Here is an 18,851-nt window from a genome sequence, read left to right on the forward strand (position 1 = left end):
GTGCCCGCCATCTGAGGATGGCGGGTTTTGCCGCGGATGAGGATTAAGTATGTCTTCAGGTTCAGAGGGTGCCCGTCCCGCCGTCGGAGCACCAGACCTGACCAGAAGTAAATGGCGTTTCATCTGATGCCAGTAAGACATACAGAGGCGCAATCTCAACAGGCTGTCCGGGACGGCCTAGCGGGGCTTTTTCGCCAAACTGAGTGAGTTTTTCCTGAGGCTGACCACCAGAAGGCTGTAACGGTGTCCAGTATGGACCGGGGGCCACGGCGTTAACACGAATACCTTCAGGGCCCAACTGTTTAGCAAGGGATTTAGTGAAGGCTGCTATACAGGCTTTCGTCTGGGCGTAGTCCAGAAGAATGTCACTGGGATCATAGGCCTGCACTGATGAGGTGTTGATGATACTGGCCCCTTTTGACAGATGCCTTAACGCCGCTTTGGTAATCCAGAACAGGGCATAAACATTGGTTTTGAAAGTTGCGTCAAAAGCCTCTGTCGTCAGGTCGCGTATGGATGAGCAGTATTGCTGGCGACCCGCGTTATTCACTAAGACATCCAGTCCCCCAAGTTCGGCAACCGCTCTTTCAACCAGCTCAGTGCAAAATTCTTCACTCCTGATATCACCGGGTAAGGCAATGGCTTTTCTGCCTTCTTTCTGGATCAGTTCGATGACTTCCTGTGCGTCACTCTCCTCTTCAGGAAGATACCCTATGGCAACATCGGCTCCCTCTCTGGCAAAGGCTATCGCTGCGGCCCGACCGATACCAGAATCACCACCGGTTATAAGTGCCTTTTTACCTGAAAGCCTACCATGACCGATGTAACTGGTTTCACCATGATCCGGTACAGGATTCATTTTGGATGCCAGACCAGGAGAGGATTGTGGCTGCTTTTTAAAGGGAGGAACCGGGAAGTCTGTAAGATTATTAACCGCTTCGTTTGTCATCAAAAACCTCTTTAATTTGAGTGTTAATCAATTGGCTAACATTAAGGTTAGTAAATTTTGACAATAATGAAAGAGCCACTGCTTGATGACATAGCCACTTAATGACATCGCCTCGCTTGGCTTAAATCTGATAATTCCAGTGACAGTCGAGGAATTATTTACGCCTCGCTTAGTATTTATTTCCCTCTCCCTAACTGAGCAGTTCACCACCAACCAGGCTCAATCCCTTTGAACATTTCTCTGCTCACCTCTGAACATTTTCATAAAAGAACCAGATTATTAGCACACTGCAATTCATTATCTATCGCGAATAATTAACAGAGAAGTTTTCACATTGAGAAACCACATCGAATTCAGGAATGAATGCCATTAACTACATGAATAATATAGATATTAAACCTTACATTGTTAATATTCAAATTTGAGCCATGATATAGTTTTAAATCAAAAAGAGGATTACCTGTGCCCTATAAAACTCGTAATGAATTACCTGAAAGTGTAAAAAATGTTCTCCCTGCACATGCACAGGATATTTATCTTGCCGCATTCAACAGTGCGTGGGATGAGTACAAAGAGAAAAAAGACCGCAAGGATAACAGCTCGCATGAGGAAGTTTCACACAAAGTTGCCTGGTCATCCGTTAAACAGAAATATGAGAAAGTCCATGATGGCAAATGGCATAAAAAGGCATCCTGATGAAAATCATGTCTTTTTCCACCCCCTGTATTCAGAGTGATTGCTGACCTAAAAATATTAGTTAGAGAAGAAATTAAAACTCTGGCTCTTTTCACTGTGAGATAATTTAGTCAATAAAACAGTTACAATTAAAAGCCTTGATCTTACACCAGTACATTGAAACCAAATCATGAAAGGCAATTTGCAAAAAGTTCAGGATCCGAGATTGCGACGCACTGCTTTTGTTACAGTCCAGCAGCGTCTCCTGACAGATTCTGTCACAGCCCCCCCGTACTATTCAGCCGTAAACCCACAAGGAGAAAAAACCATGTTTACTGCTGATATGACCATCATTTATGTGCCGAACGTCATTAAAAGTGCTGACTTCTATGCATCGCTGTTTGACCTGAAACCCATCAATGTCACGCCAACCTTCGCCATGTTTGTGTTTGAAAATGGCTTCAAATTTGGACTGTGGTCGAAGTACACGGTATTACCTGGTGTCAACAGCCAGCCATTCAACGCCAACGGCGAAATTACCTTCAAAGTGCAGCACAAAAAGGACGTCGATTTCTTGTATAACGAATGGGGGACTTTCCGCGAGATCACCATCATTCAATCCCCTACCGAGATGGACTTTGGCTACACCTTCACAGCCATTGACCCAGACGGCCATCGTCTGCGCGTGATGTTTTTGCAGTTAGAAGAGGCGTAATGATCGAGGGGCGCCGCCTGGCGCCCCATGGATGTTAAGCCTGAGGAGGGATAAACGCCTGCACCGGGGTGAGTTCGCCGCTGTATTTTCGAACCTGCACCACGGTGATTTGCCCGCTGCAACCCTGCGTCAACGATGAAGTGCCAATATCTAACGTCAGCACATTGGGATTACCGTGACGACACATCGGGCGCAGTGCGAGCGGATCAACGGGATCGTACCAGGCACCGGTCGGTAACTGAACTACACCCGCCATAATCGTATCGGTGACGCGCGCGCTGGCCAGTACATGTCCACGCTGGTTATACAGCTCAATAATCTCACCGTGCTTGATGCCCAGCGCAGCGGCATCCACCGGATTGAGGCTACATACCTCACGGCCATCACGTTTGCCACTTAAACTGTAGTCGCCAAAATCAAGCTGGCTGTGCAGACGCGTAGCCGGTTGATTGGCGATCAGCCAGAATGGGTGCTGGTGATCCGGCTTTTGCTGCGGTTCACGCCACACCGGATGTCCCGGACAGTTTTCATAATCAAAGCTGGCAATAGTGGCGGAGTAGATTTCGATTTTTCCGCTTGGCGTAGGTAACGGCGCGGCTTCTGGATCAGCGCGGAAGGCGTTGATCATTCTGCCGCCATCTTTTAGCTGCGGCAACTCCAGCACTCCCTGCTGCCAGAACTGGTCAAAATCAGGTATATCCACCTGATGCGCGGCCAGTTTTGCCTGCAACTGCGCGTAATGATGTTTCAACCAGCCGCGCGTATCCCGGCCTTCCGTAAAGGCTTCCTCACGACCCAGACGCCGCGCCAACTCGGCAAAAATCACATAATCGTCTTTGGCTTCGCCGTGCGGTGCCGCTACGGGTTGCATTGCAAACAGGTGACGATCGGTTGGCGCACCGCCAATGTCTTCGCGCTCCAGCGTCATGGTGGCAGGTAAAACGATATCGGCATGACGCGCACTGGCGGTCCAGGCGATCTCATGCACAATCAGCGTATCCAACTGACAGAATGCCTGGCGCAAGCGGGCCAGATCCTGATGATGATGGAAAGGATTGCCACCCGCCCAGTAAGCTAATCGAATGTGCGGATAGGTTAAGCGGCGTCCGTTATAGTCAAAGGGTTTGCCGGGGTTAAGTAACATATCCGAGATGCGCGCCACCGGGATCAGACGATCAATGCCGTTTTTGCCCTGTGGCAACGCCGGGAAACTCACCAGATTATGGTGTTTGCCGTAATGCCCCAGCGCACCCAATGCATAGGTATAGCCGCCGCCGGGTAATCCTGGCTGACCGAGGGCCGCCGCCAGCACCAAACCGAGCCACACCGGTTGCTCACCGTGCTCGGCACGCTGTAGCGCATGCGCGACCGTCACCAATACGCGTTTGCCATACAGTTGGCGGGCAAAATCGCGAATAAACGCAGCGCTGGCACCGCAGATATCAGCGGCCCAAGCCGCGTCACGGACCGTGCCATCCTCTTCGCCACGAATGTAGGCAACCATGGCTGGCCAACCCACCGTGTAGCGACTGATAAACGCTTCATCGGTGAGTTTTTCTTCAATCAAGACTGACAACACACCGAGGATGAAAGCGGCATCCGTACCGGGACGCAGCGCCAGCCACTCCCCCTGCGCTTCATCAGGCAGATCGCTTTTCAGCGGGCTAACGGAGATGAACCGCGTGCCGCGCTGTGCCGCCTGCTGCATAAAGCCGCGCTCGGTGTGTTCGCTTAATCCGCCGCTCGCCACCTGCGAGTTTTTCAGCGCCAGGCCACCAAATGCCAGTACGATTTCACTGTGCTGGGCAATCTCTTCCCAGCTGACGCCGCGTCGAGCGATCTCTGTCATGTCGCCGACAATGTGCGGTAACAGCACAGACGCAGAACCGGAACTGTAGCTGTTAACCGACCGGACATAGCCGCCGAGTGTGGTGTTCAGAAAGCGGTGCACCTGGCTTTGCGCATGGTGAAAACGCCCCGCGCTGGACCAGCCATAAGAGCCACCAAAGATCCCTTCAGGACCATAACTGTCCCCTACGCGTTTCAGCTCGTTAGCCACCAACTCGTAAGCCTGCTCCCAGCTCACCGCCACATATTCATCATTGCCACGGCGTTGATCCGGGCCGGGGCCGTTTTCCAGCCAGCCACGACGCACCATTGGGCGAGAAACACGAGCTGGATGGTTTAGCGCAGTGCGGAAATTTTGTAGCAGTGGGCTTGGGTCCGGATCGCCTTTGAAGGGTTCGATGGTGAGCTGATCGCCCGATTGCTGGGCATGGAAAGCACCCCAGTGGGCGCTGTGCATTACCGGTTTTTGCGTCATCACTGTTCCTGGCTGTCAAAAATGAAAAACGGTGCTTAAAGCACCGTTGCAATAAAGTTTCTTACGCGCCCGTTTTCCGGGTCGTCGAGGACTTGCTGAGTCGGCCCAGCTGCGACTATCTTGCCGTCTTCCATAAAGACAATGTTGTCGGCTACCTCGCGGGCAAAGCCGATTTCGTGCGTCACAATCACCATGGTGATGCCAGAGTGCGCCAGTTGCTTAATCACCTGCAGCACTTCACCGACTAATTCCGGGTCAAGCGCTGAAGTGGGCTCATCAAAAAGCATCACGCCGGGGTCCATCGCCAGCGCGCGGGCAATGGCGACACGCTGTTGCTGACCACCTGACAGATTCTGCGGCCACTCCTCTTCACGCCCCGCCAGCCCCACTTGCTTCAGCAACGAGATGGCTTTGCTGGTGGCTTGTTGACGGTTCTGCTTTTTCACTCGCATCGGCGCATCAACGATGTTCTGCAACACCGTACGGTGCGGGAACAGATTGAATTGCTGAAACACCATGCCGATCTCGGCACGCTGGCGGGCGATCTCGCTGCTGCTTAATTCGTGCAGCGCCTGGCCTTTCTGCTTATAGCCAATGATTTCGCCGCCAATACGAATGGTGCCGCCATCCAGTTTTTCCAGATGGTTGATGCAGCGCAGCAGCGTGGATTTACCCGAACCCGAAGGCCCAAGGATCACCGTTACGGAACCGGCAGGAATATCGAGGTTCACTTCATCAAGAATGGTGACACCCGAGAAGCGTTTAGTGACTTTACGTAAGGCGATCGCTTCAGCCATTGCTCACGCTCCTTTCAACTTTCTGTGCAGTCAAACCCGGCAATGACTTAAAGAAGCTGCGCTTTTCACGACGCGTCACACCGCGACCAAAATAGCGTTCCACATAGAACTGACCAATGGACAGCACTGACGTCATTAACAGATACCACAGCGTCGCCACCAGCAGCAGCGGGATGACTTCATAAGTACGCTGGTAAATGATCTGCGCCGAGAACAGCACATCCTGCAGTGAAATCACCGAGACCACGGCAGTGGTTTTCAACTGACCAATAATTTCATTACCGGCTGGCGGCATGATGGCACGCATCGCCTGTGGCAATACCGTGTGGCGGAAAATCTGCGCCGGACGGTAGCCCAACGCGCGCGCCGCTTCCAACTGACCGTTGCCCACACTTTGGATACCGGCACGCACAATTTCAGCCGCGTAAGCGGACTGATGCATAACCAGTGCGATAACCGCTGCACTAAATGGACTCACCAGCGCATTGGATTGGGTGCTCCAGATCTCCCCTAATCCCGGAATCGACAAAGCGATGGTGGGATAGAGCGCGGCGATGTTGTACCACAAGAACAGCTGCACCAGCATCGGCACACCCCGGAAGAACCAGGTGTAAAACCAGCTCACGCCAACCAGAACCGGGTTGGAGGAGAGGCGCATCAGCGCCAGCACCGTACCAAACGCAAAGCCCAGCACCACCGAAATAGCGGTGAGCTGCAGCGTCATCAACACGCCTTGCAGAATGGATTCGCCGGTAAAGTTTTCCGCAATCACGCCCCATTCGAAGCGTGGGTTGTTAATCATTGAATGCGCCATTGCCACGACGCACAACAGCACCACCAGCGCACTCAGCCAGCGTCCGTAGTAGCGTTTGCCGACGATCTTCAGATCGTCGGTGTGGTCACGTACATCACTCATTGAAAGATTTCCTGATTACGTTTAGCGACTTTCACCGCACCAAAACCGATGCCCCAGTTGTCGAGGATCTTCTGGTAGCTGCCATCTTTGATCAGTGAGTTAAGTGCGGCCTGAACCGCAGGCTCAAGTGGAGAGTCTTTCGGGAAAGCGACGGAAACCGGATAATCGCTTACGGCCACTTCGCCGCTCAGTTCCAGTGGTTTGATCACTTTTGCCTGCCACAGCAAGCCTTCATAAGGACCCAGGAACATCGGCACACGGCCACTGACTACCGCCTGAACACCGGCTGGACGATCCGGGAACAACGCGACTTTAATCGGCTGTTTACCTGCCGCCACACAGGCTTTGCTGGCCTCATCCAGGCGGATGGCCTGCATGGTACCTGAACCTGCGCCTACTTCTTTGCCACACACATCATCAAAGGATTTAAACGGTGTCACTTTGTCGGCTTTACGCGAAATAAATGCCAGTTTGCTGGCATCGTAATAACCCACAAAATCGATGATTTTGGCACGCGCTGTGGTGGCATTGATGTTGGATAACGCAACATCGTAGCGGCCGGTTTTCAGGCCAGGAATGATGTTGTCGAAACCGCCGGTGTCACGCCATTGGACCTGAATCCCTAAGCGTTCACCCACGGCGTTCATGATATCGATTTCACGACCCGCCAGTGTTTTGTTGTCTTCTTTATAGAAGGTAGTAGGCGGTGTGTTAGGGTTGGTTCCTGCCACGATATAACCGCGCTTCAGCACATCCTCAGGCACCAGGCTTTTCAGCGCAGGATCGGCCTGAACATGGAGTGAGCTGTCAGTCGGGACGGATTGATCGGCGGCAAACGCGGTGTGTGCACTCAATGCGAGTGCCAGCAAGGTGATACCTTTAGCGAGTTTCACTGGAACCTTTCTCCTGATGTATTCAATGTTTCCCGGCAGGGAAAAGGCGTTGAGGTAGCGATGTATTTTTCTCCCCTCTCGCCTCACGGCGGAACGGAATTTTCATCCTCTTAACGTCCCGCAGCCATTCTCAGTAAGATAGGCAGCGATCACAAATGCGAAAAACGGATATCTATTGCCAGATTTCGGGAATAGCGCCTGGCAGCTTATTGAGTGGGGATAATGGCACCAGTCCCGGCGCGGGATGAGCGGAAATATTCAGATTTTGCCAAGAGGATCAATAGCCTGCTTTTGCTGTGGCTATTGATCATTTAATTCTTAGCAAGTCACTTTTGTTCTAAGCGTTTGCGGATAGGTTCAAACTCTTTGGTGGCATGACGTGGCACCTTATCCGGTAAATTGTTCTCGGCGGCCTGCCAGTATTGCCAGAGCACTTTCTTATTACCCAGTTCGTAATCCATGCCGTCCCAACTGTCCTCCCGGAAACTGTAAAACGCCCAGTGTGCCTGCTGTTTATCCAGCACGCTGAGCACATCCTCCAGATACGTTGTGCAACCGGATAAGGTGCGAACACATCCCAACTCCGCCACCACCAACTGATGATTCGCCACGCCGTGCGCATTCGCCCAGTTAAATGGCTGAGTTAAATATTCCGCAACCCGCTTTGCATCCCAATATTGCAATGAACCGGCATAGGGTACGTTACCAGGATAGGGCCAGGGTGTTTGCCGTTTGGCATTCGGCGCGCTGGTCGCCGCATAGGGTTCATACATATGCACACTGTAGAGAACACGCTTATCTGTTAATGGTTGGGGCCAATAGCTAAAGGCATCGGCTGCCGCGTACCAGCCACTATCGACCATCACGGGGGTTTGCTGATCAACTTCACGGATGGCCGCGATAACATGTCGATAGAACTCGGGCAAATCGCGCGCGCTGCCCTGATGCTGTTGATACCAGCTTTGCATGGTTGATGCTGAAGCATGTTCAGCCAGTCCACCCATTTTTTCCGGTGCGGGTTCATTAATGATGTTGTAGGCAGCTATCGCCGGATGATCTTTTAATACTGTCGCGAGATCGCGCCAGTAGTCCGCACTCTGTTGCCAAAACTGTTTATCCTGCCACAGGCGATCATCAAACTGCCCTCCATTATTCTGCGCCCAGCGCATGCCGGGCAGCGATAGCGGTGTGATCACCACCTTCAGCCCTGCCGCCTGCGCTTCATCGAGTACCCTTTTAAGCGTCGCGACGTCTTCTGCTACTAATCCCTGATAGCTGTCTGCGCTACCGAGCAGGAAATCGCGTTGCTGGGTCGGCCATTTGTCCCATGATAAGCGCACCCAGGAAGCACCGTAGTGATGCAGTGCTTTGAAGTATTCTTGGTTAGGGGGCAGCCGATTAAAGCTATTACCGCCATGTTGCGGTTGCAGCCAAAAATCCATCTTTTCTGCAGCATTCCCGTGGGTGATGCCCATGAAAATGAGGATGGTGAATGTAAAGCTTTGTATGATCTGGCGCACACTTTCTCCTTAATTATCGGTCGTCCAAAGCGCCCATCAGCAGCGCGGTCATTAAACTAAACTAAAAACCAGATAATTTCCGTGCGTTATCACCACTCTTTATCACTCTGAAATGTAAAGAATTTCATGACATTTTTATTAATAACGCTTTTCCCTTATTCAGAGACATCTTCCACTTTTATTCTCTTTACGAATCTTCACGCTCCACGCGCAAAATGGACCAATCATGGAGAAATAAAGGAGAGCGCCTGACGCTAGATATACAATGATAAGCATTCTCATTATCATGCGCATTTGCTTACAAACGTTAACGCTTCAGGGAGAAGATTTAAGTGAATGTAACTATGTATTGCAGAAAGCGTCCGATTGCGCTGTTTTTGGCGGGTTTACTCACCTCACCTGCTTTTGCCGCAGAACCCACGGAAAAACTGGCTGACGATGAATCGATGATCGTTACGGTTGAGCAGGAGCTGAAACAGCAGCCTGGCGTCTCCACCATTACCGCAGAAGACATTAAGAAGAACCCTCCGGTGAATGACCTTTCTGACATCATCCGCAAAATGCCTGGCGTCAACCTGACGGGTAACGGTGCCAGCGGCAGTCGTGGTAACAACCGTCAGATCGATATTCGCGGTATGGGCCCAGAAAATACCCTGATAATGATTGACGGCGTGCCGGTGAGCTCTCGCAACTCGGTGCGTTACAGCTGGCGCGGTGAACGCGATTCCCGTGGCGATACCAACTGGGTGCCCGCGGAGATGGTGGAACGCATTGAGGTGATTCGTGGCCCAGCTGCCGCGCGTTACGGTTCAGGTGCTGCAGGGGGCGTGGTGAATATCATCACTAAACGCCCAACCAATGACTGGCACGGCTCGCTGTCACTGTTCACCAATCAGCCTGAAAACAGCAAAGAGGGTGACACCCGCCGCGCGAACTTCGACTTAAGTGGTCCGTTGGCCGGCGAAGCCTTGACCATGCGCCTGTACGGCAACCTTAACCGCACTGACGCCGATGCCTTTGACATCAACACTGCTGAAAACGGTTCTTATGCTGCTGGTCGTGAGGGCGTGCGTAATAAAGATATTAACGGTGTGCTGTCATGGAAAATCACGCCAACGCAGATCGTCGATTTCTCCTACGGTTACAGCCGTCAGGGCAATATTTATGCGGGTGATACGCAAAACAGCAACAGCAATGCCAGCACCGACGGATTGATCGAAGCGCTTTACGGCCAGGAAACCAACCGCTTGTACCGCCAGAGCTATGGCGTTGTGCACAATGGAATCTGGGATTGGGGCACGTCTAAACTCAATTTCAATTACGAGAAAACCAACAATACGCGTCTGAAAGAAGGGACTGCGGGCCGTACTGAAGGGATGATCAATACCGATGAGTACGCCACCAGCCGTTTGGAGAGCTATCGTGCCGGCGGTGAGATTAACTTCCCACTCCAACTGCTGGTCGATCAAACCGTGACCCTCGGCGCAGAATGGAACCGCGATGAGTTAAACGATCCGGCGTCGATGTTAACGCAAACTGCGACAGGCGTGACGCTGCCGGGCAGTTCTGGCGATCCTTCACAGCGCAGTAGTAAAAACGATGCCACTATCAGTTCACTGTTCTTTGAAGACAATATTGCCGCAACAGACAGTACTGAAGTCATTCCGGGCCTGCGTTTCGATTATCACGATCAGTTCGGTGCTAACTGGAGCCCAAGTCTTAACGTTTCTCAAGGTTTAGGGGATAACTTCACGCTGAAAGCCGGCATTGCACGTGTGTTTAAAGCGCCAAACTTGTACCAATCAACTCCGGGATATCTGCTCTCCACTCGCGGTAACGGCTGTCCGATTGGGCTGACGCAATGTTATTTGCTAGGTAATGGCGATCTTGACCCTGAAACCAGCGTCAACAAAGAGATTGGCCTGGAGTTCAGTCATGAGGGGTATGTAGCCGGTATTACCTACTTCCGTAACGATTATAAAAACAAAATCGTTGCCGGTACCGATCCTGTCTATTCCGCTGCGGGCTACAACGTACTGCGTTGGGAAAACGGTGGTAAAGCCATTGTGGAAGGGCTGGAAGGAAACCTTACCATTCCATTGATCACCGATACGCTGGAATGGCGCACTAATGCAACCTACATGTTCCGTTCAGAGAGCAAAGATACGGGCAATCCGCTTTCCATCATTCCTGAGTTCACCATTAACTCACAACTGGAGTGGCAGGCAACGGATGCTCTCAGTGCGAACGTCAACTGGACGCAATATGGCCGTCAGAAACCACGCCAGTTTGCAGAAACGAATACTGACGTGACCAATATGACCACCAAAGAGATCAAGCCGTACTCAGTGGTGGGCCTCAACCTGAATTACGACATCACCAAAAACTTGCGTGCCAATGCCGGTATCAACAACCTGTTTGATAAACGCATATATCGCGAAGCGACTGGCGCAGTGACCTATAACGAACCCGGTCGCGCTTATTACGCGGGTGTAACCATGTCGTTCTAACAAAAAGGGCGGCTTGAAGGGTTAAAGCCGCTCAATTAAGAAAAAAATCAATATGTGTTCTGGTGCGCATTAATGCGCACCAAACCTCATCCATTCCCGTAGGATCGCCATTTATGGCGACTGATAAGCAGTAGGCCGGAAAGTCGCCCCTACAGCCAATGAAGACAAATTATTTATTGACGTTAAGACGTCAATATTTGATGGTTTTACGTCAAATAACCCCTCGCTGCACTGCCTCACTTCCGCTAATTTCTTCGCTACCTCTTCCTACAAAAAATCTAAGCCATGATCAAGAAAACGTTTTACCGCAGCGGGCAACCTGCCCCGAAACTCGGTGTCAGCCCACTTTCCTGGGTGAATGAAGTCCTGCACCACCTCGGAGCGGGCGCCACTGCCGAGCAGTGCTTAAGCGAGGCCAGGCAAGCAGGCTTTCAGGGCGTTGAGCTGAGTCGTATTTTCCCGCGCGAACCTGGCGCGTTAAAACAGCTGCTGTCACAGCAACAACTACAACTGGTATCAGGCTGGCACGACGGTTTTCTGACCGAGCGCAGCGTGGAGCAGGAACTGGATGCGGTGCATAACCACGCTTCTCTGCTGCAGGAAAACGGTGCCAGGGTCATGGTTTACGGTGAATGCGGCTGGATGACGGACAATGCGCTGGATGTGCCGCTGCACGCCAGACGGCTGCTGCCAGAAGATCAGGTTAAACCCTACGCCGCCAGACTCTCCGCTTTCTCCGATGCGCTGCTGGCGCAATACGGATTGCAGCTCGCCTATCACCATCACCTGATGATGGTGGCAGAAACGTTACCCGAAATTCGTGCCTTGCTCAGCGCTTGCGCGCCTTCTGTAGGTTTGCTGCTTGACACCGGTCACGCTACCGCCGCCGGTTTTTCCTACACCCAACTGATTGACGAATTTGCCGATCGCATCTGCCATATACACCTCAAAGATGTCCGTTTGGATCGCCTGCAGCAGGTGCGCACATCAGGAATGACCTTCAACGAGGCGGTGCTCGCGGGCATGTTCACCGTGCCTGGTGATGGCGGCATTGATTATCGGCCACTGGCGGAGTTTATCGCTCACAGTGGTTATCAGGGCTGGATGGTGGTCGAAGCCGAGCAAGATCCGGCCAAAGCCCCGCCGCTGGCTACCGTCACGCGAGCACAGCGCTACGTTGCACAACACATTTACCCTGCAAACGCATAAGGAGCACGACATGGCTGGAAAAACACTCAACGTAGGTCTGATTGGATCGGGCTTTATGGGACAGGCACATGCCGATGCATGGCGTCGCGCAGGTTTGTTGTATCGCAATCTGGCACTGCAACCGGTGTTGCATACGCTGGCCGATGCCACTCCAGCACTGGCAGAAGAAGCCGCGCGTCGTTACGGTTTTCAGCACAGCACTGCAGACTGGCAATCAATGGTGAATAATCCCGACATTGATATTGTCGATATCACCACGCCCAACAGCATGCACTTCGATATGGCGCTGGCCGCTATCCGCGCAGGCAAGCACGTTTACTGTGAAAAGCCCCTCACCGTCTCTCTGCAGGAAGCGCAAACCCTGACACAGGAAGCCGAACGTGCGGGAGTGAAAACCATCATGGCGTTTAACAACATCAAAACGCCGGCGGCGCAGTTAGCGAAACAGATGATCGAGCGTGGCGACATTGGCACGCCGACCCGTTTTCGTGGCTGGTTTGATCAGGGCTTCTTTAACGATCCCAATCTGCCGTGGAGCTGGCGCTGCTCACGTCAACAGGCGGGTTCCGGTTCACTGGGTGATTTAGGTTCACACGTTGTAAGCGTGGCGCAATATTTGATGGGGCCGATTAAAAGCGTGGTAGGTCAGGAACAGCTGTTTATTGATACGCGTCCGGCAGCGGGTGGTGGCTCCGGCTACGGTGCTCAGGCCGATAAAGATGCCGCACGCCTGAAAGTCGAGAACGACGATCAGTTCCAGGCGCTGGTGACTTTTGAAAATCGTGCTGGCGGCGTGATTGAATCTTCTCGCATCTCTGCAGGCAAAGTATTCGGCATCGCCTGGGAAGTGTCAGGCACCGAAGGCACCATCATCATGGACGGTGAGCGTTTTAATGAATTGAAAATCGCCCGCTATGGCGATGCCAAACACGATCGTGGCTTCAAGACCATTTATGCTGGTTCGCAGGTGGAACAGTTTGGCGGCTTCTTTGGCTTTGATTTTGCCGGAGGGGGCTTAGGTTATTTCGACGTTAAAGTGATCGAAATTTATGACCTGATCAAAGGCCTCAGCAGCGAAGCCGGATGCTTCCCGGACTTCCGCTTTGGCCTCGAAAATCAGCAAATCATAGAGGCGATGGTGCAATCTTCCGCGCGCGATGAACGTGTTGAGATCGCCAGTCTGCGCGCTTAGTTAAAAAACGCGCGCAGCGCTTCGGCCAGTGCCTGCGGTTGCTCATCTGGAATAAAGTGACCGCAGTGCGCTATTTTTATGCCCGTGACATCGGCAGCGAACTCTCTTAGTGGTACGGCCATATCTGGAATCGACCCTTGATCGGCACTCACCGCCAGCAGCGGAAGGGGCAGCTTGCCCTCCACTTGCAGTCGTTCTCGATTTTGCGCGGCAGAAACACTCACTTCTCGATAGGCCGCCATGCCCGCACGGATTGCCCCGGTTTGTCGCAATAAGCGGGTATATTCCTGCATATCCTCATCAGTAAACACCATCGGGCTCGCGGCTTTACGTTTCAGGAACCATTCGAGATAAATCTCCTCTCGCCCTTCAATCAATTCCTCTGGCAAATCCGGCAGTAAATGAAAAGCAAAATGCCAGGTCTTCCACGCTTTATCGGGTGTGGCAGGCAGCGCATCCGGCAAGGTCACGCCAGGAATACCGGCATCGAGCAGCGCCAACTTGATCACTTGATCCTGATACAACGAAGCAAACGGCCAGGCAACCCAAGCCCCGACATCGTGCGCTGCCAGATAATATCGATTGATGGCGAGCTGTTGCAGTAAGCCCTGTACCTTTGTCGCCAGTGAGACCGTATCGTAACCGGCAAAGGGTTTATCGGAATCACCCTGCCCGGGTAAATCTGGCGCAATAATAAAGTAGTGTTCAGCAAGCTTGGCCATCACCTGACGCCACGCATACCAGCTCTGCGGGAAACCGGCTAATAACACCAACGTTTCACCTTGTTGATTGCCGCCGCTAACGTAATGCAGTCTGACGCCTTCAACTGAGGCGTAGCCGTGGCAAAATCCCGGTAAATCCGTTACCGGTTGAGACCAACGAGCGGTTGGTTTGAGTTCTGAAGCGTTCATCTCGTACTCCACATGTTTAGGAAATGAATATTTCCTTATTAGTCAAAAATTTTAGTCGAGTAAGGTCAATGCAGTTGCGATCAAGTTATCGTGCGCCGGGAAATCCTGCATTTTTCCCGCTACGCGCATGCCCAACACCAGGCATAACAAAATGCCACTCAACGCCTGCACATCATGTTTAGGGTTGATAGAGCCATCCTGCTGACCCAGCTCAAGCAGAGAAGTGATCGATTTTAAGTTACGTTGTAACGCAGCTCGTACCAGTTCGGCCAACTCCTGGTCAAGGACCTGCAACTCAATGGCGCTGCCGACCACCAGACATCCCCGTCGCCCTTCAATATCCGTGGCGGATTCAATATAAAAACGCAGTAACTCGGCGATGCGTGCCCGGCCATTTGGCTGTTGTTCCAGCCTGCGTTTGAGATGTTGATTGCGTAACGAGGTATAGCGGCTAAACACCTGTAAAAACAGGCCACGTTTGTCATGGAAAGCTTTGTAAATGCTACCTGCAGTGAGTTCCATCGCTGCGCTGAGGTCGTTAATCGACGCGCTGTGATAACCCTTTTCGCGAAACACCAGCATGGCGCGGTCCAGTGCCGTATCAAGGTCAAACTGACGCGGACGACCACGTTCACGTGGCTGAGATTGTGGCAGTGACATGCTCAACTCGATATAGGAAATGATTAATTCCTAAATACTACATTAAGGGTTCAATGCTTAGCAATGAAGTTCAGCAGACAAACGAATCTTAGGGGTGGCCTGCCAGACGACCACTGAAGCTAATGAGCTGGCTGGGGCCGCACCGGGGCAGGCATCCGCAGCGCTGAACGGAGTGAGTATGCCAGGAGAGCCCGCAGGACGCGGGCGAAAGGTGGCGCTGGAACATGGATGTTCCATCGGCACCGGTCCGTTAAGGCAGACGAGTGAAGTGAAGGCACCGCGTCAGCGGCGCGAGGACCGCCAGCACCGGTGCGGCCCCAGCCTGCGTTATCTCCAGTTACTTACCTCACGGGCATTAGGATGACTGCGCTACGCGATATTGAATAAAATCGGTTTTAGTCGCCACCTGATCATACAAGGTTCGGGCGCGGTAATTATTCTCACGCGTCATCCAATACACCTTAGAACAGTTCAAGGCAGCGGCAGCCGTGCTCACGGCGGCTATGAGCGCGCGGCCTGTGCCCTGCTTGCGTCCACTGGCACTCACGAACAGATCCTGCAAATAGCAGTAATCTCCAGTAGTCCAGGTACTACGATGACAGATAAAGTGCACCAGGCCGATCAAGGCCCCCTGATGTTCGGCAACCAGACAATACATCGGCTCATCTTCAGCCAAAAGCCGCTTGAACGTGGTTTGAGTGACCTCATCCGTAACTTCACTAACATAAAAATCAAGATAATCAATCCACAACGCTTTCCACTGCGCGAAGTCGTTTTCAGTGAGTTTTCTGATCACTAAATCCATTTTTTTCTCTCCATTGTTGACGGGTAATATTGAACATCAAATGTGCTGGCGGGTCTTGCGGATTTAACACTCTCTCAAGAAACGTCATCCCGGCTTTTTCCAGCACGCGGCGTGAAACAGCATGATCTTCCCTCACTACACCGACAATTTCGCCCAGCTTTAACTCTTCAAAACCATAACGAATCGCGCGTAGTGCAAGCTCGGTGGCGAAGCCCTTTCCCCAGGCTTCGGGAGCAAAGCGATAACCGAGATTATTGGTGCGGCGGCCGTTAAACTCGCTGACAAAGACACCGCCAAAACCAATCACATTCTCCGGTGCGGATTTCTCTGCCACCACCCAATCATCGAACCCGTGAATTGCCCGATCCTTGATTCTGCGCAGCAGCACTTCCCGCGCATACTTAATATTCGGGTAAGGCCCACGCGGATTAAACTGATGGGTTCTCGCATCGCCATAAATACGAAATAACGCCTGTAAATCTGACCGCTCAATAGGACGATACAACAGCCGCTCTGACTCCCAATGCATAACAATCCCTCGCTGTTTTCACTCAACAAAAGTACCCAATGCCTGATTAACATAGCACTCTGCGCCCCCTGCGACAGTTAAGAATCTTTGCTATGATGTCAGCCCTTCTCATCTGCAAATAAATATTAAAAATGCGAACATCGGACTCGTTGCGACTGTTACTGCTGGCGGCTATCTGGGGTGCCAGTTTTCTCTTCATGCGTATCGCGGTGCCTGCGCTGGGAGCCATCAACACCGCGTTTCTGCGTGTATTGTGTGGCGCGTTTGGCTTATTGATAGTGATGGCTGTCATGCGTATTCCACGCCGTTTTGAGGGCAAACTGGGATGGGCGATGCTGCTGGGCGTGATTAACTCTGGATTACCCTTTCTGATGTATTGCCTGGCGGCGCGCGTGCTGCCGGCAGGCTATTCCGCCATCCTCAATGCCACTACGCCATTAATGGGCGTGATCATTGGTGCCGCCTTCTTCAACGAACAGCTCAGCGTCAGCAAAGTGCTGGGTATGGTGGCAGGCTTTACCGGCATCATTTTGATCAGCACCACCGGCGAAGTGGTGATGTCGCAAGCACTGGTGCTGGGTATTTTGGCCTGTCTGGTAGCCACACTCTGCTACGGTTTTGCCGGTTTTCTGGCTAAACGCTGGATTGGATCGCGGGGCGGACTCGATGCCACCAAAGTGGCTTACGGCAGCCAACTGGGCGCTTCGCTGTTTCTGTTGCCGTTTTTCGCCTTTAGCGCACCGCAAACCCCGGCGGCCAACTGGCAAATACCTGAAGTCTGGGCCTGCATTTTGGCAGTAGGGTTTATCTGCACCGCGCTGGCCTACATTATCTACTTCCGCTTGCTGGCGGATATCGGCCCGTTACGCACCCTGACCGTCACCTTCCTGATCCCCCCTTTCGGCATTTTCTGGGGATGGCTGGTACTGGGGGAACAAATTAACCAGGGCTTTATCAGCGCTGCGCTGCTGATTGTGTTCTCGATATGGCTGGTTAACAGTAACGGCCTGGAAAAGTGGCACAAAGCGCGCTAACGCTTACTTTTTGCTGGCCGGTTTAAGTGAACGGTTAAAATCCTGAATACGTTTCATGGTTTTAACCGTTCGCGAAGATGTGGCAGATGCGACCGAAAGAATCAGCATTTCCAGACACACCAGCACGGTGCCATGCAGCGGCATGCGGCCATTCTCGCCACCGCGTGGCACATTAATGAGCACATCGGCTTCTTTAGCAAAAACCGAATCCGTGGCATGCGTGAGTAAAATCACCGGCATACCCAGGCGTTTTGCCTCTTTCAACGTGGTCAGACCTTCACGATGTGCAGACTTCTGCGCCATCATGATCAACACGTCCCCACGCTGCAGCGTGATCAACTGCTCAGCCAGCGCAATCCCCGAACGATTGAGGGTCACCGCCGGTATGCCAATACGGGTAAACATACGCGCACTGTAATCGGCCAGAATGCCGGAGGCATTGATGCCAAATAGCGCCACCTGACGCGCCTCAATCAGTAGTGCAACCGCTTGCGATACAGCCTGACGATTATGCGGTTCCGATAACGCATCACAGGCACGCTTATGCCCGCCCAGCACGAAATCAATACCGGAGTTGATGTCACACGACAACTCGCTGACGGTCACACTCATCTTCTCTTCAGAATTCAGCGCTGGGCCAAACCATGCTGCCAGCGTGGTTTTCAAATCGCGTAATCCGGCAAATCCCAGCGCCTGAACGGCGCGCACTACGGTGGCGTCCGACGTCTGCGTGGCATCGGCAATTTCCATTGCCGTGGCATCTAATATCGTCTCACGATTATCATGGATATAACGTGCGACTGACTGAAGGCTTGAGGATAATGAAGGTGCCCGCGCTCGATAGCGCTCACCTAATACATCGACTCTGAGTTTATTAATAGCCATGAGTTCCCTGATTTAAGGACGCGAAGCGGTTAAGCGTAATGTAGTGGTATTTCGCATTACCGTCATTTCGACAATACTACGCACTGTAAAATTAACGCATTTTAATACACACCACACAAAAGTAATTAACTGTTTTATCTTACTATAATCGCGAAATTAGTTGTTGATTAGTACTCTTTTACCCGCGTTTTTCCACTGTAGCATCTAACTTATTTTATTGATTTACTACTACAGACTTTCATGTTTGAATGATTATCAATAACATTAATAACCGTGTTTTAGCACGTCGTGACTGGCAATGCGATGGCGCAGGTGCAACTGATCATGG

At 52.1% G+C, this 18,851-nt stretch carries 17 protein-coding genes; 6 read left to right on the forward strand and 11 right to left on the reverse strand.

Annotated features, from left to right (window positions below; genetic code table 11):
* Window positions 1-61: 61 nt before the first annotated feature.
* Window positions 62-949, reverse strand: coding sequence for an SDR family oxidoreductase (locus QMZ30_RS00510; protein WP_283225905.1), 888 nt, complete (start codon window positions 947-949; stop codon window positions 62-64).
* A gap of 462 nt (window positions 950-1,411) precedes the next feature.
* Here QMZ30_RS00510 and chaB point away from each other — a divergent pair, with 462 nt between their 5' ends.
* Window positions 1,412-1,645 carry a putative cation transport regulator ChaB gene (chaB, locus tag QMZ30_RS00515; protein ID WP_283225906.1) on the forward strand — a complete coding sequence of 78 codons (234 nt, stop codon included), beginning with the start codon at window positions 1,412-1,414 and terminating at the stop codon, window positions 1,643-1,645.
* Window positions 1,646-1,952: 307 nt separating this feature from the next.
* Window positions 1,953-2,339, forward strand: a complete 387-nt coding sequence (locus tag QMZ30_RS00520; protein WP_283225907.1) for a VOC family protein — start codon at window positions 1,953-1,955, stop codon at window positions 2,337-2,339.
* 34 nt (window positions 2,340-2,373) lie between these two features.
* Here QMZ30_RS00520 and QMZ30_RS00525 read toward each other — a convergent pair whose 3' ends face one another.
* The 5 genes from QMZ30_RS00525 to QMZ30_RS00545 all read right to left on the reverse strand — a co-directional run bounded on the left by QMZ30_RS00525 (window position 2,374) and on the right by QMZ30_RS00545 (window position 8,788).
* Window positions 2,374-4,662: a molybdopterin-dependent oxidoreductase gene (locus QMZ30_RS00525; RefSeq protein WP_283225908.1), complete on the reverse strand. Its 2,289-nt coding sequence runs from the start codon at window positions 4,660-4,662 to the stop codon at window positions 2,374-2,376.
* Window positions 4,663-4,697: 35 nt separating this feature from the next.
* On the reverse strand, window positions 4,698-5,459 hold the full coding sequence (locus QMZ30_RS00530; RefSeq protein ID WP_039327937.1) for an amino acid ABC transporter ATP-binding protein: 762 nt from the start codon (window positions 5,457-5,459) through the stop codon (window positions 4,698-4,700).
* Window positions 5,452-6,375: an amino acid ABC transporter permease gene (locus QMZ30_RS00535; protein ID WP_039327935.1), complete on the reverse strand. Its 924-nt coding sequence runs from the start codon at window positions 6,373-6,375 to the stop codon at window positions 5,452-5,454. The genes QMZ30_RS00530 and QMZ30_RS00535 overlap by 8 nt, the downstream gene beginning before the upstream one ends.
* On the reverse strand, window positions 6,372-7,268 hold the full coding sequence (locus tag QMZ30_RS00540; protein ID WP_283225909.1) for an ABC transporter substrate-binding protein: 897 nt from the start codon (window positions 7,266-7,268) through the stop codon (window positions 6,372-6,374). The genes QMZ30_RS00535 and QMZ30_RS00540 overlap by 4 nt, the downstream gene beginning before the upstream one ends.
* A gap of 326 nt (window positions 7,269-7,594) precedes the next feature.
* On the reverse strand, window positions 7,595-8,788 hold the full coding sequence (locus tag QMZ30_RS00545; RefSeq protein ID WP_283225910.1) for a glycoside hydrolase family 5 protein: 1,194 nt from the start codon (window positions 8,786-8,788) through the stop codon (window positions 7,595-7,597).
* Between the two features lie 344 nt (window positions 8,789-9,132).
* On the opposite strand from QMZ30_RS00545, the gene QMZ30_RS00550 reads away from it, so the two are divergent.
* The 3 genes from QMZ30_RS00550 to QMZ30_RS00560 all read left to right on the forward strand — a co-directional run bounded on the left by QMZ30_RS00550 (window position 9,133) and on the right by QMZ30_RS00560 (window position 13,699).
* Window positions 9,133-11,298 (forward strand): TonB-dependent siderophore receptor, encoded by a 2,166-nt coding sequence (locus QMZ30_RS00550; RefSeq protein ID WP_283225911.1) that lies wholly within the window; start codon window positions 9,133-9,135, stop codon window positions 11,296-11,298.
* A gap of 285 nt (window positions 11,299-11,583) precedes the next feature.
* The gene (gene iolE / locus QMZ30_RS00555; RefSeq protein ID WP_283225912.1) at window positions 11,584-12,507 is read left to right on the forward strand and encodes a myo-inosose-2 dehydratase; all 924 of its coding nucleotides are present in this window, start codon (window positions 11,584-11,586) and stop codon (window positions 12,505-12,507) included.
* A gap of 10 nt (window positions 12,508-12,517) precedes the next feature.
* On the forward strand, window positions 12,518-13,699 hold the full coding sequence (locus tag QMZ30_RS00560; RefSeq protein WP_283225913.1) for a Gfo/Idh/MocA family protein: 1,182 nt from the start codon (window positions 12,518-12,520) through the stop codon (window positions 13,697-13,699).
* Here the strand turns inward: QMZ30_RS00560 and QMZ30_RS00565 are convergent.
* The 4 genes from QMZ30_RS00565 to QMZ30_RS00580 form a co-directional block, all read right to left on the reverse strand.
* A complete protein-coding gene (locus tag QMZ30_RS00565) occupies window positions 13,696-14,610 on the reverse strand; it encodes an alpha/beta fold hydrolase (RefSeq protein ID WP_283225914.1) in 915 nt (304 codons plus the stop codon). The two genes, QMZ30_RS00560 and QMZ30_RS00565, sit on opposite strands and share 4 nt — an antisense overlap.
* 51 nt (window positions 14,611-14,661) lie before the next feature.
* On the reverse strand, window positions 14,662-15,270 hold the full coding sequence (locus tag QMZ30_RS00570; RefSeq protein ID WP_283225915.1) for a TetR/AcrR family transcriptional regulator: 609 nt from the start codon (window positions 15,268-15,270) through the stop codon (window positions 14,662-14,664).
* Window positions 15,271-15,625: 355 nt separating this feature from the next.
* A complete protein-coding gene (locus QMZ30_RS00575) occupies window positions 15,626-16,075 on the reverse strand; it encodes a GNAT family N-acetyltransferase (protein ID WP_283225916.1) in 450 nt (149 codons plus the stop codon).
* The gene (locus QMZ30_RS00580; protein WP_283225917.1) at window positions 16,047-16,604 is read right to left on the reverse strand and encodes a GNAT family N-acetyltransferase; all 558 of its coding nucleotides are present in this window, start codon (window positions 16,602-16,604) and stop codon (window positions 16,047-16,049) included. The genes QMZ30_RS00575 and QMZ30_RS00580 overlap by 29 nt, the downstream gene beginning before the upstream one ends.
* Before the next feature lie 131 nt (window positions 16,605-16,735).
* On the opposite strand from QMZ30_RS00580, the gene QMZ30_RS00585 reads away from it, so the two are divergent.
* Entirely contained in the window at window positions 16,736-17,638 is a 903-nt protein-coding gene (locus tag QMZ30_RS00585) for a DMT family transporter (RefSeq protein WP_283225918.1), read from the forward strand.
* 3 nt (window positions 17,639-17,641) lie between these two features.
* Here the strand turns inward: QMZ30_RS00585 and QMZ30_RS00590 are convergent, their stop codons facing one another.
* Window positions 17,642-18,523, reverse strand: a complete 882-nt coding sequence (locus tag QMZ30_RS00590; RefSeq protein WP_283225919.1) for a MurR/RpiR family transcriptional regulator — start codon at window positions 18,521-18,523, stop codon at window positions 17,642-17,644.
* Window positions 18,524-18,851: the final 328 nt, after the last annotated feature.

It is taken from the genome of Pantoea sp. EA-12 (assembly GCF_030053355.1).
Taxonomy (GTDB): Bacteria; Pseudomonadota; Gammaproteobacteria; order Enterobacterales; family Enterobacteriaceae; genus Pantoea; species Pantoea vagans_C.